This window comes from Sinorhizobium mexicanum (genome assembly GCF_013488225.1).
Classification (GTDB): Bacteria; Pseudomonadota; Alphaproteobacteria; order Rhizobiales; family Rhizobiaceae; genus Sinorhizobium; species Sinorhizobium mexicanum.
This window is the reverse complement of sequence record NZ_CP041238.1, coordinates 648925-670670: the sequence shown is the minus strand read 5'-3', so window position 1 is coordinate 670670 and position 21746 is coordinate 648925. Positions and strand designations below refer to the sequence as shown.

The 21746-nt window shown below is 62.5% G+C and carries 19 protein-coding genes; 13 read left to right on the top strand and 6 right to left on the bottom strand.

The genetic code is table 11. The annotated features are described in order from the left end of the window. The first annotated feature begins 90 nt into the window (after window positions 1-90). Window positions 91-2643, top strand: a complete 2553-nt coding sequence (locus tag FKV68_RS03130) for a ligase-associated DNA damage response DEXH box helicase (RefSeq protein ID WP_180940090.1) — start codon at window positions 91-93, stop codon at window positions 2641-2643. 98 nt (window positions 2644-2741) lie between these two features. Further along, a complete protein-coding gene (gene pdeM / locus FKV68_RS03125) occupies window positions 2742-3467 on the top strand; it encodes a ligase-associated DNA damage response endonuclease PdeM (protein WP_180940089.1) in 726 nt (241 codons plus the stop codon). Window positions 3468-3495: 28 nt separating this feature from the next. On the opposite strand, the gene FKV68_RS03120 is transcribed toward pdeM, so the two are convergent. The 5 genes from FKV68_RS03120 to FKV68_RS03100 all read right to left on the bottom strand — a co-directional run bounded on the left by FKV68_RS03120 (window position 3496) and on the right by FKV68_RS03100 (window position 10602). Next, window positions 3496-4053: a dihydrofolate reductase family protein gene (locus tag FKV68_RS03120; protein WP_180940088.1), complete on the bottom strand. Its 558-nt coding sequence runs from the start codon at window positions 4051-4053 to the stop codon at window positions 3496-3498. A 313-nt stretch (window positions 4054-4366) separates the two neighbouring features. Further along, complete coding sequence (locus FKV68_RS03115) at window positions 4367-4603, bottom strand: Lrp/AsnC ligand binding domain-containing protein (RefSeq protein WP_180940087.1); 237 nt, start codon at window positions 4601-4603, stop codon at window positions 4367-4369. Window positions 4604-4728: 125 nt separating this feature from the next. Then, entirely contained in the window at window positions 4729-5532 is an 804-nt protein-coding gene (locus FKV68_RS03110; protein ID WP_180940086.1) for a TIGR02186 family protein, read from the bottom strand. Further along, window positions 5532-6458 (bottom strand): sulfite exporter TauE/SafE family protein, encoded by a 927-nt coding sequence (locus FKV68_RS03105; RefSeq protein WP_180940085.1) that lies wholly within the window; start codon window positions 6456-6458, stop codon window positions 5532-5534. Before FKV68_RS03105 ends, FKV68_RS03110 begins: the two co-directional genes overlap by 1 nt. Before the next feature lie 460 nt (window positions 6459-6918). Then, on the bottom strand, window positions 6919-10602 hold the full coding sequence (locus FKV68_RS03100; RefSeq protein WP_180940084.1) for a peptidoglycan-binding protein: 3684 nt from the start codon (window positions 10600-10602) through the stop codon (window positions 6919-6921). 417 nt (window positions 10603-11019) lie between these two features. On the opposite strand from FKV68_RS03100, the gene FKV68_RS03095 reads away from it, so the two are divergent. From FKV68_RS03095 to FKV68_RS03060, 8 genes are all read left to right on the top strand, one after another. Beyond that, window positions 11020-12816: an acyl-CoA dehydrogenase C-terminal domain-containing protein gene (locus FKV68_RS03095; RefSeq protein WP_180940083.1), complete on the top strand. Its 1797-nt coding sequence runs from the start codon at window positions 11020-11022 to the stop codon at window positions 12814-12816. Window positions 12817-12927: 111 nt separating this feature from the next. Then, window positions 12928-14136: an acetyl-CoA C-acetyltransferase gene (locus FKV68_RS03090; RefSeq protein ID WP_180940082.1), complete on the top strand. Its 1209-nt coding sequence runs from the start codon at window positions 12928-12930 to the stop codon at window positions 14134-14136. A gap of 20 nt (window positions 14137-14156) precedes the next feature. Then, entirely contained in the window at window positions 14157-16370 is a 2214-nt protein-coding gene (locus tag FKV68_RS03085; protein ID WP_180940081.1) for a 3-hydroxyacyl-CoA dehydrogenase NAD-binding domain-containing protein, read from the top strand. Between the two features lie 479 nt (window positions 16371-16849). Next, window positions 16850-17170: a DMT family transporter gene (locus FKV68_RS03080; RefSeq protein WP_180940080.1), complete on the top strand. Its 321-nt coding sequence runs from the start codon at window positions 16850-16852 to the stop codon at window positions 17168-17170. Between the two features lie 55 nt (window positions 17171-17225). Then, on the top strand, window positions 17226-17600 hold the full coding sequence (locus tag FKV68_RS03075) for a DMT family transporter (protein ID WP_180940079.1): 375 nt from the start codon (window positions 17226-17228) through the stop codon (window positions 17598-17600). A gap of 28 nt (window positions 17601-17628) precedes the next feature. Next, window positions 17629-18114, top strand: a complete 486-nt coding sequence (locus FKV68_RS03070) for a nucleoside deaminase (RefSeq protein WP_180940078.1) — start codon at window positions 17629-17631, stop codon at window positions 18112-18114. Between the two features lie 88 nt (window positions 18115-18202). After that, window positions 18203-18616: a MarR family winged helix-turn-helix transcriptional regulator gene (locus tag FKV68_RS03065; protein WP_180940077.1), complete on the top strand. Its 414-nt coding sequence runs from the start codon at window positions 18203-18205 to the stop codon at window positions 18614-18616. A 127-nt stretch (window positions 18617-18743) separates the two neighbouring features. Next, a complete protein-coding gene (locus tag FKV68_RS03060; protein WP_180940076.1) occupies window positions 18744-19322 on the top strand; it encodes a LysE family translocator in 579 nt (192 codons plus the stop codon). A gap of 27 nt (window positions 19323-19349) precedes the next feature. Here FKV68_RS03060 and FKV68_RS03055 read toward each other — a convergent pair whose 3' ends face one another. Further along, on the bottom strand, window positions 19350-19574 hold the full coding sequence (locus FKV68_RS03055; protein WP_180940075.1) for a hypothetical protein: 225 nt from the start codon (window positions 19572-19574) through the stop codon (window positions 19350-19352). On the opposite strand from FKV68_RS03055, the gene FKV68_RS03050 reads away from it, so the two are divergent. The 3 genes from FKV68_RS03050 (at window position 19573) to FKV68_RS03040 (ending at window position 21736) form a co-directional block, all read left to right on the top strand. Further along, complete coding sequence (locus FKV68_RS03050; protein WP_180940074.1) at window positions 19573-20088, top strand: winged helix-turn-helix transcriptional regulator; 516 nt, start codon at window positions 19573-19575, stop codon at window positions 20086-20088. The genes FKV68_RS03055 and FKV68_RS03050 overlap by 2 nt on opposite strands. 156 nt (window positions 20089-20244) lie before the next feature. Further along, window positions 20245-20904: a S24 family peptidase gene (locus FKV68_RS03045; protein ID WP_180940073.1), complete on the top strand. Its 660-nt coding sequence runs from the start codon at window positions 20245-20247 to the stop codon at window positions 20902-20904. A gap of 13 nt (window positions 20905-20917) precedes the next feature. Continuing rightward, window positions 20918-21736, top strand: a complete 819-nt coding sequence (locus FKV68_RS03040; RefSeq protein ID WP_180940072.1) for a thermonuclease family protein — start codon at window positions 20918-20920, stop codon at window positions 21734-21736. Window positions 21737-21746: the final 10 nt, after the last annotated feature.

Genomic DNA, 21746 nt, shown 5'->3' with positions numbered 1-21746 from the left:
GGGTCTTGGCACGCGGCAGCCGACACAGAGGCAGGTTGTCTCCGGCAATGCCCATGCGCAGGCTTCTCTTTTCCCGAACATGATCTACTTTTGTTCCCCGTGAACAGGATCGATTCTCCATTGCCGGAAAGCGACGCGCTGACGTTGCCGGCGCCGTTTCTCCGGTGGTTCGCCGAGAAGGGCTGGCGACCCCGCGCCCACCAGCTCGAGCTGCTGTCCCGTGCGGAGGCGGGAGAAAGCACGCTTCTGATCGCACCGACCGGTGCGGGCAAGACGCTTGCCGGATTTCTGCCGTCGCTGGTCGCGCTTACCCGACGCGGCAAGATCCCACCAGGCTCACCCTTCATCGGCATTCACACCCTCTACATATCGCCGCTGAAGGCGCTCGCGGTTGACATCGAGCGCAACCTGATGAAGCCCGTCTCCGAGATGGGCCTGTCGGTCAGGATCGAGAACCGGACGGGCGACACGCCGCAGGGCAAGCGACAGCGCCAGAGGCTCAATCCGCCCGATATCCTGCTGACCACGCCTGAGCAGCTGGCTCTCCTCATCGCCAATGGCGAAGCGGAGCGCTTCTTCAAGGATCTGCGCTACGTCGTGCTCGACGAGCTGCACTCGCTGGTGACCTCAAAACGCGGGCATCTGCTCTCGCTCGGTCTTGCACGACTGCGCCGGCTCGCACCCGACCTTCAGACGATCGGCCTTTCCGCAACCGTCGCCGAGCCAATGGACCTGCAGCGCTGGCTCGTGGCCCAGAGCGAAGAACGGGAGAACCACGCCGGACTGATTACCGTTTCCGGCGGCGCGAAGCCGGAAATTTCGATCCTGCGCACCGACGAGCACGTGCCCTGGGCCGGACATTCGGCGCGTTATGCGATCGCCGACGTCTATGCCACGATCAAGGATCACGGCACGACGCTGCTTTTCGTCAACACCCGCAGCCAGGCGGAAATGCTGTTCCAGGAGCTCTGGAAGATCAACGACGACAACCTGGCGATCGCGCTTCATCATGGTTCGCTCGATGTCGCGCAGCGCCGCAGGGTGGAGGCGGCCATGTCGGAAAACCGGCTGCGCGCCGTCGTCGCCACCTCGACGCTCGATCTCGGTATCGACTGGGGCGATGTCGATCTGGTGGTCCATGTCGGTGCACCGAAGGGGGCGAGCCGCCTTGCCCAGCGTATCGGCCGAGCCAATCACCGCATGGACGAGCCCAGCCGGGCGATCCTCGTGCCTGCCAACCGCTTCGAAGTGATGGAATGCCAGGCGGCGCTCGACGCCAACTATGTCGGCGCGCAGGATACGCCGCCCGTTGGCCGAGGCGCACTCGACGTGCTCGCCCAACATATCCTGGGAGTTGCCTGCGCGAAGCCCTTCGATGTCCTCGATCTTCATCGCGAAATCACCAGCGCGGCACCCTACGCGGACCTTTCCTGGGAGACTTTCGAGCGCATCGTCGATTTCGTCGCCACCGGCGGCTATGCGCTTCGCACCTACGAGCGCTACGCCCGCATCCGCAAGACTAAAGACGGGCTCTGGCGGGTATCGAACCCGATGGTCGCCCAGCAATACCGCCTCAATGTCGGAACCATCGTCGAATCCCCGATGCTGAACGTGCGCATGGTCAAGCGCAACGCGCGCCGCTCGCTTGGCCGCGGCGGCATGACGCTCGGCAAGGTGGAGGAATATTTCCTCGAAATGCTGTCGCCGGGCGACACATTCCTCTTTTCCGGCAAGGTGGTCCGCTTCGAGGGAATCCGCGAGAACGAGTGCCTCGTCTCTCAGGCCTTTTCCTTCGACCCGAAGGTGCCGACCTATGCCGGCGGCAAATTTCCACTTTCCACATACCTCGCGGCGCAAGTTCGCAAGATGCTTGCCGATGCCGCGCGCCGCGCCTCGTTACCCGACCAGGTGCGTGACTGGCTGGCGCTGCAGAAGGACGTCTCGGTGCTGCCGCGCGAGGACGAGCTGCTGATCGAAACCTTCCCGCGCGGCAGTCGTCATTACATGGTGATCTACGCCTTCGAAGGGCGGCTCGCCCACCAGACGCTCGGCATGCTCTTGACCCGCCGCCTCGACCGCGCCGGCTTGAAACCGCTCGGCTTCGTCGCCACCGACTACTCGCTCGCCGTCTGGGGGCTCGACGATCTCAGCAGCGCCTTCCGGGCCCGTCGCCCGTCGCTCGCGCAGCTCTTCGACGAAGACATGCTCGGCGACGACCTCGAGGCCTGGCTGAACGAGTCCTTCCTTTTGAAACGCACCTTCCGCAACTGCGCCGTCGTCGCCGGATTGATCGACCAGCGCCATCCGGGCAAGGAAAAGACCGGGCGGCAGATTACCGTTTCGGCCGATCTCATTTACGACGTATTGCGGGCGCACGAGCCGGACCACATCCTGCTTGAGGCAACGCGCAACGACGCCGCGACGGGACTTCTGGACATCGGCCGGCTCGGGTCTATGCTCAACCGAATCAAGGGGCACATCACCCACAGACGGCTCGATCATATCTCACCGCTCGCCATACCCGTGATGCTGGAGATCGGGAGGGAAGCGGTCCAGGGAGAGGCGCACGACTTCCTGCTCTCGGAAGCGGCCGACGACCTGATCAACGAAGCGATGGGCGGCAGCCAAGATGCCGATGAGTAGGAGCGATATGAGAGAGATTGCAAGCCTCTCGTTCAGCCGATGTGTTCCAAGCGGTATGCCGGTCGGGGCGAACCAGGCGCTCGAATGTCGAGGTGACGATGCATAGGCTCGTTCACGCGATCTCGCCCCAGGCCACGGATGGCTTCTTCCAGTCGCGCACGGACATCAACGGCGTTGTCGCGATCTGCGACCCGCTGGGCGGACTCTACCTGCCCGAAAGCCGAACGCTCGTCGTTTCCGACCTCCACCTCGAAAAAGGCTCGGCCTTTGCCCGGCGCGGGATGATGCTGCCGCCCTATGACACGCTCGCGACCCTGCGCATTCTGGAGGCGGTGGTCGCCCGTCACAACCCCGCGACGGTTATCAGCCTCGGCGACAATTTTCATGACCGGAAAGGATCGGCGGCGATGCCGGAGACTTTCCGCCACATGGTCGCTGCCATGGCCCACGGACGAGAATGGATCTGGATCAACGGCAATCACGACCCTGACGGCGCTTCCGGGCTGCCGGGAGCCTCCATGGACGAACTTCGCCACACCGGGCTGGTCTTCCGCCATGAGCCGTCCAAGGGCGACACTATCGGCGAAATTGCCGGTCACCTGCATCCGGCAGCGACGGTCAGGCGCCGGGAAAAGTCGGTCCGGCGCGCTTGCTTCGCAACAGATGGAAAGCGCCTGGTGATGCCGGCGTTCGGCGTTACGACCGGTGGGCTCGACCTCAGGCATCGCGCCATGAGCGGATTGTTCGATCGCCAGCAACTCGTCGCCCACATGCTCGGCCGGGATCGGATCTATTCGGTGCGGTTCGCCAATCTCCTCGGCTGAGACGGCCCAAAGGCCCGCACCCATAGGTTCAGGCCGCTTCCGGGGCGTAGCGCAGAATGACGCTGCCGTTGGAAAGCGGTCGTGCCTCGAGCAGACCGAACGGCGTCGCGGCCGTAGCCTTCTTGAAGAATGGCGTCCCGTCGCCGAGCTGTACAGGAACGAGGCAAAGCATGATCTCGTCGACGACGTTCTCCGGCAACAGCGACGCGACGAGGTCGGCGCTTCCGAAGATATAGAGGTTCTTCTCGCTCTCCCCCTTCAGTCGCCGCAATTCGGCGGCGGCGTCCCGAACGACGCGGCTGTTGTTCCAATCCGCCTTCTCCATCGTGCGCGAGGCAACAATCTTCGGAAGCGCATTCATATAGGTCTTCACCCGGCCCTCTCCTTCCGCCGTCGGCCAATAGGCCGCCATACCCTCATAGGTGACCCGACCGAAGACGATCGCCTGTGCCTTGTCCCCGAATTCCAGGCTGAGTGCTTCCAGTTCCGGCCCCCAGGCACGGTTATGAAAGTCGAGGTCCCATTTCTTCGTCCCTTCGAAGTACCCGTCGAGCGTTACCAGATTCCAGACAATGACCTTGCCCATGATTCCATCCTCCATGAAACTGATTGCATAACTGCAGCAGTTTCATCATAACAAACCGCTTTCGATTTGCAACCAGTAGATTCGAGAAACGCCTCGGCCCATTCGCCGCCGTTGCGGGACCCGGCAGGCGCGAGATTGGCAGCGCAATTGTCTGGAGAGTATGGAGGACTGCCTCCCGAAGAAGGAAGGCGTCGGCTACTGCATGTTTCCTTATATCGTGGCCGACCTAGGGAAAGATGCAGCAACTCGAGAATAGTACATCGACCTTTGCGAGTCCGATAGGACGCGCGCGCTAACCGCGCCGGAAGCGATCTCAGAAGGCGTTGAAGGTCAAGGTCGTCAACGACCGGGAAATTCCCGGAACCGATGCGATATTGTCGTTGATGAACTTGCCGATATCGTCGCCCTCCTGAATGTAGATCTTCAGAAGCAGATCGTAATCGCCGCTCGTCGAATACATCTCCGAGACGATCTCCTTGCGGTAGATCTCGTCGGCCACCTCGTAGGTCTTGCCGGGAGCGCATTGCAACTGGACAAAAATCGGTTTCATGGAGCTTCCTCTGCTGCACGGAGCGCCCGTGTTCGACACGCCCGACGTCAAAATACCTTCCCCTTCCTTAGACCGCTATCCCACAAAAGGGAACGCGAAGGGAACCCATGTCGATAGGAAAAGCCTTACTCCTTGCGGAAGAGCAGGCTGGCTCCCCAGCCGGTGATAACCGCCAGAAGCACGGCAAAGAGACCATAGATCAGGGGCTGGTCGTGTGCTGCGCGCGTGATCGCCTGCTCGAGGCCGGTCTTGACCACCGTCAGCGGCAGCGCCTTCGCGGCGACGAAAAGGCCGTCGCGGAAGAGATAGGCCCGCACGACATGGACGCCATTCGGCACATTGGCAGGCAGGCGCACCGACGCCCTGAACAGGCTGGAACTGATGAACCGCACGCCGCCCGGGTCGCGCTGGAAGACACCGCTCGTCTCCCGGATCCGGCGGAACGCGTTGCGGAACTCGCCGAGATTGCTGCCGTCGCCGACAAAGCCCAACGGCACGAGACGCATGTGGTCGACGCCGATTCCCATGTTGCCCAACTCGCCCGGCTGCGCGATCGTCTCGATGTCGCGCGTGCTCGATAGCGAATAGGACTCCGGCACCAGCTCGAAGGTCATCGAACGGGTATTTACCCAGATGCCGAAGACGCGCTCCTTCCTGCGTACCGTCGCGTTTTCCTTGGGGCCCTCGAGCGTGACGATGATGCTGTACTTACCTTGGGCGAGCAGCTTCTCGTCAAAGCCGTCGATGGCCCCGAAGATCGTCAGGTCCGCGCCGCGAAAGTCGGAGGTGATGGAGATTTCATCCGTCGAGATGCCGATCTCGAGCTTCTCCGAAAACTCCGAGAGGTCGTCTTCCCGAACCTGGGCAGCGGCCGGCGCCGCCAGCGCAAGGACCAAGGAGACGAGGCACAGGCGGGCGAGATCAAACATCAGAAGCCGAACCCCGCGGAGACGACCGAATAGATATCCTTCGGCGGAATGATGAGCTCGATCGCCAACCGGATGCCGACGGCAAGCACGAGCAGCGCAAGCAGCGCCCGCAACTGTTCGCCACGCAAGCGCTGGCCGACGCGAACGCCGTATTGCGCCCCGATGACGCCGGCGATCATCAGCACGAAGGCAAGCACGATATCGACGGTGTAGTTTGTCGATGCCTGGACGATCACGGTGTAAGCCGAGACGAAGACGATCTGGAAGAGCGAGGTGCCGACGACGACGCTCGTCGGAATGCGCAACAGGTAGATCATCGCCGGCACCATGATGAAGCCGCCGCCGACGCCCATGATCGAGGTCAGGATGCCGATGGCGAAGCCGAGCGTGGCGACCGGAATGACGCTCAGATAGATCTTCGATTTCTTGAAGCGCATCTTGAGCGGCAGGCCGTGAATCCAGTTATGCTGCCCGGGCCGGCGGCGTGGCGTCGATTGGTTCTTCGCCGCCTTGCGCATCGCGCCGATGCTCTCCCAGAGCATCAGGCCGCCGACCGAGCCGAGCAGCACGACGTAAAGCAGCGAGATCACCAGGTCGAGCTGCCCCACGCGGCGCAGCAGCGAAAAAAGCCAGACGCCCAGCGTTGCGCCGACGAGGCCGCCACAGAGCAGCACCGTGCCGAGCTTGATATCGATCGTGCCGCGGCGGAAATGCGTAATCGCACCGGAAATCGACGAGGCAACCACCTGGTTGGCGCCCGTCGCCACCGCTACCACCGGCGGAATGTTGTAGAAGATCAGGAGCGGCGTGATCAGGAAACCGCCGCCGACGCCGAACATGCCGGACAGAAATCCGACGGCCGCGCCCATGCCGAGAATGATGAGTATGTTCACCGACAACTCTGCAATGGGCAGATAGACCGTCACGGCCGAACCTCGATACGACAAAGGCCCGCGACGCGGGCGGAATTGCGACTCCACAATCCCTAACCGGAATCGATTGAGGAATTGTGCAATGCCTAAAATTATTCGCTTCCTGCACGGATCCGGAGAGACGCGCGGCGCGACGTTTCTAAAGTGGCAAGCGATTTACCACGAGCGGGGGAATGTTTGGCGGACCGCCCCTCGGCCATGAGGAACAAGCGGCAATTCCTCATGCGCCCCAGGGCCGGAGTTGTCAACCTTTTCAGGCACATGGCCTCCAGACCTCGCCCCTGAACCCTGTTGCGCCGATCTGCGGCTTTATTGCGGCGGCGGCCGAAAGCAGAGCATGCTCGCGCGGCGCTGTAGATCATTTCGTTGTTTTATTGAAACAGTGAAATGATCCGGGTCTTTCACGAGACGCAATTCCGGACGGAAAACCGCTGCGCACTTTTCCTGGAATTGCCTAGGAGTTCCGCTTCAAGAGTTCCTTCACGAGTGCGTCGGTGATCTCTCCGGTCGGTTCCTGGCCGACGGATTTCTGGAAAGCCTTGATGGCGGTAATGGTTTTCTTGCCCAAATACCCATCCGGTTGGCCGGCGTCGAAACCATTGTTGTTGAGAATCGCCTGGATATTGCGCACCGCCTTGGTCATGTCGACCGTGGCTGTCTTGGTCGGCGGACCGACCCACGCGTCGGGAACATCCACGGTGTTCGCCTTGGCGTCGGCCGGCTCGGCTTTCCATGCATCGGCCTTGGCCATAGCGCTCGCCAGTTGTTCAGGCTTCATCGCCTTGGCAATCTCGTCGCGCTTTTCGCCGGCGTCCTTGTCGCCGTCGCGAGCGGCAATCGAAAACCATTTGTAGGATTCTTCCAGGTCCTGCTTGACGCCATTGCCGCGAGCATAAAGCACCGCGAGGTTGAACTGACTGTCGCGAACGCCGAGGCTCGCCGCCTTTTCGAACCATTTGGCGGCTTCGGCGAAATCCGGGGCGCCGTCGCGGCCGCTGGCGAGCATGACCGCGAGGTTGTGGGTCGCGCTGGCGTTGCCTGCGGCGGCAGCCTTGAGATAAAGCGTCTTCGCCTTGACCGGGTCGCGCGTGACGCCTGAGCCTTTCTCATAAAGATTGGCGAGCCGGTACTCGGCCGGGATCACGCCGGCATCCGCCGCGCGCTGATACCATTTTAAAGCTTCCGCGGGATCTTCCTTGACGCCTCGGCCTTCGGTGAAGCGTGTGCCGATCTCGTAGAAAGCCAGGGGATCGCCACCCTTGGCGGCCGTGACAAGAGCTGGCGGACCAAAGCCTTCGGGCAGGACTATGTCGCCGGCCTTGGCGATCGGCTCGAATGTCCCCGCTTTGGCGGTCACGGCAGGAGCGACCTGAAACGTCGTTGCGCTCGCCTGTGCCGGTTCGCTTGCCGGATGCAGCAAGGGCGCGTGGCTGCTGCCGGCAGTGGCAGGCTCAGCCGCCGCCTTCGCCGCCGGAGCCGTATTCGTGGCGGCTGCCATGGCGGCAGGCGCCGCGTTTGCCGCCGGCGTCTCTGCCGGTGTCTTTACGACAGTGGCAGAGGCCGTTTCCGTCAGATGGTCGTCCACGGCCTTCGCTTCTGCGGCTTCAGGAACCGCCTTCTGCTCGATCACCGCGATCGGCTGGATTTCGGGCATGTCCTTGCCCTTGAGGACGGTGCTGACGAGCGGATAGGACATGATCGCCAGGAGCACCGCGCCGACTGCCATCAGGATCGGACGGCGATGACGGGCGAAGGCGCTCGCACCGGACGAACCGCTGCCGTCCTTCACCCCGTTCAGCGTATCGGCTTCCTCGACCGCCAATTGCGCTGCGCGGCGCGCGGCAGCGATGAAATCGGCCTTGTCGCCCTCGAAGGCTGACTGGCCGCCGCGGCTCATCTGACCGGCGCGGACGCGCTCAAGGATTTTCTTGACGTCCGGCGCGCCGGAGCCCGGCTCGAGCAACTGGTTGGCATCTTCGGGGGCGAGCATCTCGGACGGATCGATCGATGGAGCCGGTTCGACCAACTGCCGCACACGCTCGGGCATCGCCGCGGTTCGTTTCCTGGTGAAGCGACCGGTCAGCCCGGCGAGCAATCCCGTCCGGGCGGCGGGCGCCGGCTCCCGGACCTCGTCCTTTTCGACCGTCGAAGCCACCTCGGCGACCACGAGATCATCGCCCGTGGCGGAGGCTGGCGCGGCGGCAGCCATCTCGTCTTCCGCCTGCAGCACGCGGACGTTCCGGTCAATGTCGTCGTCGCGCTCGTCGAGATCGGCACGACCGAATGGGGTACCGAATTCCGGCTGCGCGGCCCTCGGCATCGCCGGGATGTCGCGCGTTATCGCTGCATCGGGCCGCACCGTGGTCACGACAGGCGCGCGGTCTTCGAGCAGTTCCAGCTTCTCGGCAATCTGAACAAGGGTTTCATGCAGCGCTTCGAAGGTCTGCGCCGTACGTTCGTTGGTCGAATGGCTGAGGTCCTCGAGCGTCCTCAGATCCTCGGCGAGCGCCGAGATTGCCGCCATGTCGCCGCCGGCATGCATCGGGCCGCTCTTGGTAAAGGCCTCCATGACGGCTTCGGCCGCCTGGCGGGCTGCTTCGATAATGTATTCGTCGCTGGTTGCCAGATAGTCTTCAAGCGCGCTCATCCGGCTCTCGAAATCCGCCGGAGCCGCACCGGCCTCGACGCGCGGCTGGCTGATCAACGTCGACAGGTTGGCGATCTGGGACTCAAGGTTGCGCAGCGCTTCGCGGTCGTCGAAAGGAGCGGCATGCGTCTCTTCCAGGCGTTGCGCGATATCGGCGAGGCGGTCTTCCAGACGCGAGAAGCGGTGGTCCGTCACGGGTTGCTCCCCGTGCATGCCCAGATCGTCGATGCGGCGCGCGAGATAATCGAGCCGCTCCGCCAGAGCTGCGTTGATGCTGCCCTGGTCCAGAGCCTCGATTCGCTGGGAAATGTCGGCGAGATAGTCGGCCAGTTCCGCTTGCGCATTTTTCTGGTTGCTTTCGAGCAGCATCGAGAGTTCGTCAAGGCGCTCCTCAAGCCGCGCGGCCGCCTTCTCGCTCGACAGTTCTTCGATGCGCGCCGTCAGCGCTTCGATGCGCGTGCCGAGTCCGGTCTCGACGGGACGAGCGACTTCGTCGATCTGGCGCGAGAGATCGCCAAGCCGACCTTCGAGCCGGCTGACGAAAGCATCGTCGAAGTCCGCCGCACTGCGGCTGCTGACGGCGATTGCCCGGCTGATCTCATCGAACCGTGCATCGAAATCGGCAAGCTGCGAAGCGAGGCGGCCGTCATCCGGCTGTATCTGTCGCCCTAAGAGTTCGATCGCGTCGGCGATCGCGAGCAGCTTTTCCTCCAGTATGTCGAAGGCCGCTCCGTTATTCAGTGCGCCGATTTGCGACTTGATGTCATCCAGCCTGTAGGCGAGTGCCACCAGTTCGTCGTCACGGTTCCGGTCGAAGGCGTTCAGGCGTTCCTCGACGCCGCCCCAGCGGTCTTCCAGACGGCGGATGCCGTCTTCGCGCGCCAGGCCGTCGATCAGCGCCCTGAGGCCATCGAATTCGACGCTGAGCGCGTCCGCCTGAGCCGGCGACGCCTGCCGGGCGAGCTGATGGATGCTGTCCGCCAGGCGCTGCATATCTGCCCGAAGATCCTCGGCGAAAAGATGATCCTGCGCCTCGGCCTTGATGCCGCGGATTTCCGATCTGAGAGCACTCAGTTCGCGACCGAGCCCGTCGCTGATGTCGCGCTTCAGTTCCTGTCTCAGGCCGACCAGAGCTTCGGCTATGTCGGCCGCAGCCGAGGTCGGTCGCGCCGGTGCGACCGGCGGCCGCGCGTCCTCGTGGAGGCGGCCGGAAGCAAAACGGTCGGCCTCTCTCGCCGCAACGCGTTCGCGCAGCGACGTTCGCTCGCGGCTGGCGCTCAAAGCGCGCTGGCGCTGTAGAATTTCGGACACAGCGTCGCTGGTCGTCGAGCGCTCGGGTTGGCGGTGCTGAGCCTCGCGCCCCGCTCCGCTCATCAAGCCCTCGATGCGCGCCTCGAGGCCCTCGATCGTGCGGTTCAGGGCATCAAGCGACGGCCTGTCGCCATAGGACGGGATACTTGCGCGCTGAGGATTGGATCGCGATCCGTTCATTGTCTCTTCGCCCCTGTCGTTGACCGTTATCGAAAGCCGGACCAGAAGAGCCAAGCTCCGAGGCCGCGGTGCGATCGATGCCGTCAAAGCAGCAACAACGCGTAGACGGGACCGGTTGCAGCTTTGACTATCTCACCACCCACAATTCATTAAACGTGGTAAATAAGCAGTTAATCGGCCTCAATTTTTTAACGTTTTGTCAGGATCACGACCGTTGCGCGCGCTCAGGCGCGGCGCTCCCCTCGCGAGGATGCGCGTGCGAAAGATTTTGGCAATTTTGACGTTTACGCAAACGTCAAAATTTTGTAGCATCCTGCCGGCGATGCGAGACCGCGCCCAGCGGTGTACGCTCAAAGCATTGAGAATCGGGCAACCGCACCCGGCGCGTGCCCGAAGGGAGATAAAGGCGAGGAACGAATGCCCATCTACAAGGCCCCGGTCGACGACACCCTGTTCATCCTCAACGACGTGCTCGGCATCGAGCGGTACAACAACCTGCCGGGCTTTGCCGATGCGACCCCCGATACGGTTGCGGCAATCGTCGGGGAGGCTGCCAAACTTGCGGAAGAGGCTCTCTTTCCGATCAATCTCTCCGGCGACCAGGAGGGCTGCACGCGCCACGACGACGGTTCCGTTACCGTGCCGAAGGGCTTCAAGCAGGCGTTTGACCTCTATCGCGAGGGCGGCTGGCTCGGCTTGGCGGCGCCGGAAGAATTCGGCGGCCAGGGCCTGCCGTACACGCTGCACACGGCCGTCGGCGAATTCTTGTCTGCCGCAAACATGTCGCTGATGATGTATCCGGGCCTGACGCAGGGGGCGATCGCCGCCATCCTCGTCCATGGTTCCGAGGAACAGAAGCGGACCTATTTGCCGAAACTGGTCGACGGCACCTGGACCGGTACGATGAACCTGACCGAGCCGCATTGCGGCACCGACCTCGGCCTGCTTCGCACCAAGGCCGTGCCGAACGGCGACGGCTCCTACAGGATATCCGGCCAGAAGATCTTCATCTCCGCCGGCGAACACGACATGGCCGAGAACATCATTCATCTGGTGCTCGCCCGCATCGAGGGGGCCCCGGAAGGTGTGAAGGGCATCTCGCTCTTCATCGTGCCGAAGCACAAGCTCAACGACAGCGGCGAACCCGGAGAGCGCAACGGCGTCTCCTGCGGCGCGATCGAGCACAAGATGGGCATTCACGGCAACGCCACCTGCGTCATGAATTATGACGAGGCGACCGGCTACCTTATCGGCGCGGAGAATAAAGGTCTCAGCGCCATGTTCGTGATGATGAACGAGGCCCGTCTGGCCGTCGGCATGCAGGGGCTGGCGATCGCGGAGATCGCCTATCAGAATGCCGCCAACTACGCCCGCGAGCGCATTCAGGGCCGCTCGCTTTCCGGCCCGAAGGCCCCGGACAAGCAGGCGGATCCGATCATCGTCCATCCGGACGTGCGCCGTACGCTGATGACGATCAAGGCCTTCAACGAGGGTGGCCGCGCCTTCACACTCTGGACGGCGTTGCAATCCGATATCGCCCACCGCTCCGACGGCGAAGAGGATCGCCAGGCGGCCGACGACATTCTCGGCCTGATGACCCCGATCCTCAAGGGCGTTTTGACCGACAAGGGATTCGACCATACCGTCATGGCGCAGCAGATCTTCGGCGGTCACGGCTATATCGAAGAGCACGGCATGAGCCAGTACGTGCGCGATGCCCGTATCGCCATGATCTACGAGGGTGCCAACGGCATCCAGGCGCTCGATCTCGTCGGCCGCAAACTCGCGATGAATGGCGGCCGCGCCGTGATGGCGCTGTTCAAGGAAATCGGCGACTTCTGCGAGGAAAACCGCAACGACGAGAAGCTGTCTGGCTACACCAAGGCGCTAAAGAAGGGGCTGAATGACCTGCAGGCGGCGACCATGTGGTTCATGCAGAACGCCATGGCGAAGCCCGACAATGCCGGCGCCGGCTCGACCGACTACATGCACCTCTTCGGGCTTGTCGTGCTTGGCTACATGTGGGCCAGGATCGCCAAGACCGCGGAGGAGAAGCTCACCGCTGGAGAAACCGAGCGCGCGGACTATTTGAGGAGCAAGCTGATCACGGCCAGGTTCTTCATGGAGCGTATCATGCCCGAAACGGCGCTGCGGAAGGCCCGCATCGAAGCTGGCGCCGACACGCTGATGGCGCTGGACGCAGCGGCGTTCTGATTTCAGGCCGGAGCTGGATTGGGAAAGTTGCGAAGCGGTTTTCCGCGCGCATCCAGCTCCAAATCAAATAATATGCGGGCCTGAAGGCGCCGCCGAAAGGGAGATCAGGAGATGACGAAAGTCTTCGTTTACGACCACGTGCGCACACCGCGCGGCCGTGGCAAGAAGGACGGATCGCTGCACGAGGTGCCTTCCGTCCGCCTCGCCGCCAAGATGCTGGAAGCGGTGCGCGACCGCAATGGTCTCGACACGTCGACCGTCGACGACATCATCATGGGCTGCGTCGATCCGGTGATGGATGCAGGTTCGGTCATCCCCAAGGGGGCTGCTTTCGAGGCCGGCTACTCGACGCGCGCGCCGGGCATGCAGATCTCCCGCTTCTGCGCATCCGGTCTCGACGCCATCAATTTCGGCGCCGCCAAGATCGCCCAAGGCGCGGACGACATCGTGATTGCCGGCGGCGTCGAATCCATGTCGCGCGTCGGCCTCGGCATGTCGGGCGGCTCGTGGTTCATGGACCCCTCCGTCAACCTGCCCGCCTATTTCATGCCGCAGGGCGTATCTGCGGACCTGATCGCGACCAAATACGGCTTCTCGCGCGACGACGTCGACGCCTACGCGGTCGAAAGCCAGAAGCGTGCCGCCAGTGCCTGGGAGAAGGGCCACTTCAAAAACTCGGTGGTGCCGGTCAAGGACCAGAACGGGCTGACCATTCTCGATCGGGACGAGCACATGCGCCCGACGACCGACATGCAAGCACTCGCCTCCCTGAACCCGTCCTTCCAGATGCCCGGCGAAATGGGTGGTTTCGAGGCTGTCGCGATCCAGGCGCATCCGGAGATCGAGCGGATCAACTACGTCCACCACGCCGGCAACTCCTCCGGCATCGTCGACGGCGCGGCCGTCGTGCTCCTCGGCTCCAAGGCCGGCGGCGAATCCATGGGGCTGAAGCCGCGAGCGCGCATCCGCGCCTTCGCCAATATCGGCTCCGACCCGGCGCTGATGCTGACAGGTCCGGTCGACGTGACGGAGAAACTGCTGAAGCGCGCCGACATGAAGCTCTCCGACATCGACCTCTTCGAGCTCAACGAGGCTTTTGCCGCCGTCGTCCTGCGCTACATGCAGGCTTTCGATATCCCGCACGACCAGATCAACGTCAATGGCGGTGCGATCGCCATGGGACACCCACTCGGCGCCACGGGCGCAATGATCCTCGGCACCGTTCTGGACGAACTGGAGCGTCGCGACCTCAACACCGCACTCGTCACGCTCTGCATCGGCGCCGGCATGGGCACCGCCACCATCATCGAACGCGTCTGATCCGATCCGGGAGAGAGAAAATGTCTTACACGAACTTCAAGATCGAAACCGACGCTGACGGCATCGCGCTCGTCACCTGGGACATGCCCGAAAAATCGATGAACGTCTTTACCCAGGAGGCGATGGAGGAACTGAACGCGATTGTCGACCAGACGACCGCCGACGCGGCCGTCAAGGGCGTCGTCTTCACCTCGGGCAAGTCGTCCTTCTCCGGCGGCGCCGATCTCTCGATGATCAAGTCGATGTTCACCTTCCAGGCGGAGGAAAAGAAGAAAGATCCGGCCAACGCCGCGCAAAAACTCTTCGACCTCGTCGGTCGCATGACAGGCCTCTTCCGCAAGCTGGAAACCTCAGGCAAGCCCTGGGTCTCGGCGATCAACGGCACCTGCATGGGCGGGGCCTTCGAGCTGTCGCTCGCCTGCCACGGCCGCGTCGCCTCCAATTCCAAGGCGGTGAAGATCGCTCTGCCGGAAGTCAAGGTCGGCATCTTTCCCGGCGCCGGCGGCACCCAGCGCGTGCCGCGCCTCACCAATGCGCAGGACGCGCTGCAGATGATGACAACCGGCTCGTCGTTGACCGCGGCGCGTGCCAAGGCGATGGGGCTCGTGCACGAGGTGGTCGATCCGGACAAGCTGATCGACGCCGCCAAGGCAATGATCAAGAATGGTCTGAAGCCGGTTCAGCCGTGGGACGAAAAGGGCTTCAAGGTGCCGGGCGGAGGCATCTGGACGCCGGCGTCGGCCCAGCTCTGGCCCGCTGCCTCGGGCATTCTTCGCCGCGAGACCTATGGCAACTACCCCGGTGCAATCGCCATCCTGAAATGCGTCTATGAAGGCCTGCAGGTGCCTTTTGACACCGGTCTCAAGATCGAGCAGCGCTACTTCACCGAGATCCTGCAGACCACCGAAGCTTTTTCGATGATCCGCTCGCTGTTCGTCTCGATGCAGGAGCTTGGCAAGGGCGCGCGCCGCCCGGCCGGCATGCCGAAGTCGGAATTCAAAAAGGTCGGCGTCGTCGGTGCGGGCTTCATGGGTGCCTCGATCGCCTATGTCACCGCTGCTGCCGGTATCCCGGTGACTCTCATCGACCGCGACATGGAGACGGCCGCAAAGGGCAAGACGCATTCGGAAGGGCTGGTGAAGGATTCGATCGGTAAGGGACGGCTGACCAAGGAAGAAGGCGAAGCTCTGCTTGCCCGCATCACGCCGTCTGCTGACTACGGCGACCTCAAGGATGCCGGCCTCGTCGTCGAGGCGGTGTTCGAGGACCGGCAGGTCAAAAAGGAGGTCATCGAGAAGATCGAAGCGGTGATTGCCGAGGATGCGATCTTCGCCTCCAACACCTCGACGCTGCCGATCACCGGTCTTGCCAAGAATTCAAAGCGGCCGGACCAATTCATCGGCATCCATTTCTTCTCGCCGGTCGAGAAGATGATGCTGACGGAAGTGATCCTCGGCAAGGGGACCGGCGACCGCGCGCTCGCGACCGCGCTCGATTATGTCGCGGCGATCAAGAAGACGCCGATCGTGGTCAACGACACCCGCGGCTTCTACGTCAACCGCTGCGTCTTTCGCTATATCCATGAAGCCTACGACATGCTGATCGAAGGCGTGCCGCCAGCAATGATCGAGAACGCCGCCAAGATGGCCGGCATGCCCGTCGGTCCGCTGTCGCTCAACGACGAGGTGGCGATCGATCTCAGCCAGAAGATCCTGAAGGCGACCGTTGCCGATCTCGGCGAAAAGGCCGTCGATCCGCGACATATGGCGCTGATCGACAAGATGGTCGACGAACTCGACCGCCGCGGCCGCAAGAATGGCAAGGGCTTCTACGAATATCCGGCGAAGCCCGCCAAGAAGTATCTCTGGCCGGAACTGAAGACGCTCTATCCGCAGCAGCCGGCCGATAAGATCGACGTCGAGGTGCTGAAGCAGCGCTTCCTCGCAACCATCGCGCTGGAAGCCGCCCGCACGATCGAGGAAGGCATCGTCATCGATCCGCGCGAAGCCGATGTCGGCTCCATCCTCGGCTTCGGCTTCGCGCCCTATACCGGTGGTACGCTTTCCTACATCGACGGCATGGGCGTGAAAACCTTCGTCAAGCTGTGCGATAAGCTTGCCAAGAACTATGGCGACCATTTCAAGCCGACGCCGCTGCTCAGGGAGATGGCGGAAAAGGGCGAGACTTTCTACGGGCGCTTCGATCCTTATGGAGAAGCGAAGAAGGCGGCGTAAGCCACCTGTCCTTCCCAAGCAAGAACCCAGGGGCCGTGCCGACAAGGTGCGGCCCCTTTCTTCATCCTTATCGGCCCCTCCCCCAAGTGCTTACCGGCCTCGGCCGCTTTTCGGATGCGCGGCGGATCAGACTTGCGGCGTTGGGGTCGCAAGGGGTTGCTGCTATCGCCGCACAGCTCCGTTCGCAGCCCGGTAACTAGCCCCGAGCGTCGCCGGTCGCGCGTTCACCGTTTTGTGTTTGCTTGCGCATGCAAATACCTTGACTCCCACCTGACAGTCGATCAATATGCATGCACATACATTAATTTGGAAATCGGATGCCTGCGATAACCGTCTATCCGACCTTGCGCGTTCCTACTGCCTGCTTGCGAGGCAGGCGCTGTCGGACGTGACCAGCATCGGGATATCCGCAATAGCTGGCGAGCTTTCGCCGCCAACAACATCTCTGGCCAATATCACACCATCACTGGAGGATAATCATGCACTGGTTGTATCTGGCAGTCGCCGTGATCTTTGAGATTGCCGTCGCGATTTCTGCAGGGAATGCAAAGGGTTTCACCCAACCCTGGTGGACTGGCGCTACGCTCGTCAGCGGCGTGATCGCTACGTTCTTCCTCAGTCTTGCCCTCCTGACTTTCGATGTTGGCGTCGGTTACGCCATGTGGACATCCATCGCAGGCGTCGGAATCGTCATTCTGGGCGCACTGTTCTTCGGACAACGCCTGGACTGGAAGAAGATCCTTGGAATCGTGCTTGTGATCGGAGGCGTCGTCGGACTGCGGCTCAGCGGCGCGGCATGAACCGACGCGCGCGGGATGCATTCAAGCTCACCCCACCTGAAAGGAATCGAACACCATGACACCAGTCCAAAAGAACGAAAACAGCGGGCGAGCATGGACTATGCTGCTGCTCGCCGGAGTCTTCGAGATCGGCTATGCCCTCAGTGTAGGAGGCAGCGAGGCCTTCACCGTGTTGAGCTGGTCGATCGCCGCCATCGTCTTCTTCCTGCTCACCCTGTATTTTCTGAGCGCAGCCCTGCGAACGATCGACGTCGGCATTGGCTATGCGGTCTGGGCAGGCATCGGCGCCGTGGGGGCGGCGGTCCTTGGCAGCGTCCTGCTCAACCAGCCGCTCACTCTGATCCAGGCGTTCTGGCTGGCCGTCATCATCGGCGGTGTCGTCTGGCTGAAACTCGCCGACAGCGCCAAGCTCCGGGCAGAGCTACGCTAGTTCTCGCAATCTGTGTGGAGAAATCTGAATGTCCAGAGATCCTTCCACCCGCGTGATCCAACTCATGGAGGAGGCGGTCGCCTTCTCCGTGGAGCACGTCCATGGCGGAGGCACACCATTCACGGCTTTCGTGGTCGACGCCGACGGGAACATTCTTGGACGCGGCGTCAACCGCGTCCAAGAACACCACGACCTGACCGCGCATGCGGAGGTGGAGGCGATCCGCGATGCGTGCCGAGCACATGGAACTTCCCATCTTCACGGGACGACGCTTCTGGCCTCGGGAGAGCCCTGCGCGATGTGTTACATGAGCGCGCTATGCGCGGGCATCTCACAGGTGCTCTTTGCTGTTGATCGAGACGAGGCGGCAGCGCATGGGTTCGACTATCGGGGCACATACGCACTGTTCGCCGATGATCCTCGGAACTGGCAGTTGCCGCCCGCGAGGAAGCTTATCGTGCCGGACGGCTTGCGTCCGTTTCTCGATTTTCGCGCCGCCCAGGGTGCGCGTTAGGGAGCGGGTGCGCTCCTTGAGTTTGCATTTGCGTGGACATACATATTGATGCCTGTTCCGCGCATTGCTCAAGAGGAGCCTGCCTACCATGTCCAAGAAAAGCGATGCATGGCTCAAATTGATTCAGGCTGTCGCCAACGTCGAAACCGAGCTCGGCAAGTTTCTTCAAGCGGGGCATGGGCTCGGACTTTCAGAGTATCGCGCTCTGGAGGTTCTGGCGCGTTCGCCGGATTGCGAGCTTCGCATGCAGGAACTGGCGGCATATTTACACCTCAACCAAAGCTCGGTTTCACGAATGGTTGAGCGTCTGGAGCGCGGGGGGCTCACCATTCGCGATCTCTGCCCGGACGACAAGCGCGGTGTCTACACGGTTCTTACCGAAAAGGGGCGTGATCGCCTCGAAAGGGCGCAGCCGGATTACGAGAAGGCGCTGGACGCGGCGCTCATGGAAGGTGGTTGCGAAGACCTGCTGGCAGCAAGGTACATCGAGGCTCGGGCTTGACCCACCGAGACGGTAGCTCGACCTACCTGCGAAATCCTTGCTGCGGGCGATTGACCAAGATCAAGTTCGCGGGTTAGCGGATGCGCTACGGGGATACGGAGCGACACAACAAGGCAGAAGACCGTCCATGCAGCCACTCCAGTTCGTACTCGCGATCCTCCTGCTCCTGGCAACGCCGGGGCCGACCAACACGCTGCTGTGGCTATCCGGTGCGGCGGCCGGCGTGCGGCGTTCGGCTTCGCTGCTTCTTGGCGAGCTCGGCGGCTATCTGACGGTGGTCGTACCGGTCGCCGCCCTCGCCGCGCCGTTCATGTCCGCCCACCCGGAGATCGGCCTTGTCGTCAAGCTCGCCGCCGCCTGCTGGATCCTTTTCATGGCCTATGCGCTCTGGACTCCGATGCGCGAAACTGCGGCGCGGCCGATCACACTCGGGCAGGTGTTCATCACCACCGTGCTCAATCCAAAGGGGCTGATCATCGCGCTGGCGATCATGCCGCAGGTGAGGCTGATAGCGATGCTGCCCTGGCTTGCCGCTTTCGCAGCGCTGGTTGTGAGTGCCGGCTCGCTCTGGATCATCGCCGGCACCTTCCTCGCACGGTTGCCAGGACAGCCGATCGGTCCGCGGCTGCCCCGCCGCATCGCTGCCGCCTGCCTCGTTGTGTTCTCCTTCGGCATGGCCGGGAGTGCACTTGCTTCGATGCTGTGAGGCTATTCGACAAATCGCGCCGCGATGTCAGACCTCGGCCGCCTTGCCGGCGATATTCTGATACCAAATTGAAAGCAGTTGCAGATTAACTCCACTGATGCGATACTGCAAGCGGTCAGTCCGATGTGGAAAGGTGCAAGCGGCCCGGCCGGCATCCCGCATCTCACCTTGCCCGAATCGTTCACGTTCATGATCTTGGGTAACAGTCGCAAAATCATCGTGATCTAAATTGTGATCTACAGGGGCCAGCATGACAGACGACCATCGCTCCGGTTGCCCGATCAATCTCTCGCTCGAAGTCTTCGGTGACAAATGGAGTCTGCTGATCATCCGGGACATGATTTTCGGCGGCAAACGGCATTTCCGCGAACTCCTGCGCTCGCAGGAGGGCATTTCCTCCAACATTCTCGCCGATCGGCTGAAGACGCTGGTGGAAATGGGCATGCTGACGAAGAGGGACGATCCCAGCCACAAGCAGAAGGCGATCTACAGCCTCACCGAGATGACGATCGCATTGGTGCCTATCATGGCACATCTCGGAGCCTGGGGCCGGCGTTATCTGCCGGTCAGCGAAGAGCTGAGCATCCGCGCGCAGCTGATGGAGGAAGGCGGGCCGGAACTCTGGGAGCGGTTCATGGACGAACTGCGGGTCGAACATCTCGGCGCCCCGCCCGCCGTCGCGGATCGCCCCACGGTGCGGCAGACGCTGCAGGTGGCCTATGAGCAGGTCATGGAAAGGAAGGCAAAGGAGCGGGAGCTCGCCTGACCGCAGCAATTAAAGTCCCACAGCGTCTGATAAGACGCGCGGCGCTGTAGCCGACAAAGGACTATTTTCCTTCGCATTCTTTACGGCCACTGCCTGCTTCGCTAATCTGAAACGACAGGCAGAAGGAATGGCGTCCGCCGTTCCGGAGTGGATCGAATGCTTTCACACGACAGCATCTGGCGCGCCATTGACGCGCTGGCCGAGCGCCATCGGCTGTCGCCGTCCGGCCTGGCGCGCCGCGCCGGCCTCGATCCGACGTCCTTCAACAAGTCGAAGCGCCAATCCGCCGACGGTCGCGACCGCTGGCCCTCGACGGAATCGATCTCGAAAATCCTAGAGGCAACCGGTTCCTCCCTCGACCAGTTCATGGCCCTCATGCGCCCTGCAGCGGGAAAGGGCGCGCCGGCGGACGAGCGGGAGCAATCGGCCGACATCCCGCTCATTGGCTTCGCGCAGGCCGGCGCCGGCGGCTTCTTCGATGACGGCGGCTTCCCCGCCGGTCAAGGCTGGGACGTCGTCGACTTTCCTGCAGTGCTTGAGCGCCGCTCTGGCATCTACGCTCTGGAAATCCAGGGCGATAGCATGCTGCCGCTCTATCGCGACGGTGATATTCTGATTGTCGATCCGACCGCACAGGCGCGGCGCGGTGACCGTGTCGTTGTCAAGACCTGCGAGGGCGAGGTGATGGCGAAAGTATTGTCACGGCAAACGTCAAGCGGCATCGAACTGTTGTCGCTCAACCCGGATCACCCGAACCGCAATTTCGAAATGTCAGACGTGGAGTGGATCGCCCGGATCATCTGGGCCAGCCAGTAGGATATCTTTCCTGATGCGGCAGCAGTCGTTCACAATCGCTGGCGGGCTTGTCGCCCTGCTGCTTTACGCCGGTATTCTCTGGGCCGGTGTCGTCGCAATCCGCGGCCAGGAAAGTGGCGGAGCGGATTTTCCCCTCGAAACGCCGGATGTGGCAACGATCGAAGCCCCGGACCCGCCGGCGGAGATGCCCGCCGCCCCACCGCCGCAAGCAGTATCCAAGTCGCAAGCAGTACCTGAGCAGAAGGCGGGCGCCGGAAAGGTCGACCGACTGCCGGCACGGACGATCGAACCGCAGCTTTTTGCCGTGCCGCAGGACGGGCTCGCACAACCGCTCGAGCGCATTGCACCGCGACCGCCGCTCTCCGAACCGAAGGAAAAGCCGGCTACGGCCACGATGATCTTCCGGCGCCCGGTCGCGCTTGCCGCCGGATTGATCCGCTCGGGCGACACGACCGTTCAGCTCAAGGATATCGAACCGGAAGATGCCGAGAAAACCTGCGAGGGCAACGGCCGCAGTTGGCCCTGCGGCATGGTCGCGCGCACCGCCTTTCGTAACTTCCTGAGGGCGCGGGCGCTCGTCTGCGATCAGCCCGAAGAGAATTCCGAGAAAACCGTGACGACGGCCTGCAAGGTCGGAAACGAGAACCCGGCGGAATGGCTGGTCAGCAACGGTTGGGCGACACCGCTGCCCGGCACCTCGCTTGAGGTCAAAGCCGAAGCCGCCCGAAGCGCAAAGCTCGGCTTCTACGGCAACGACCCGCGCGACCTGAGCCGCGCGCCGCTCACGATCGATGAACCACCGGTGGCGACAATACCGACACCGGACTTGTAAGCCCCACGCG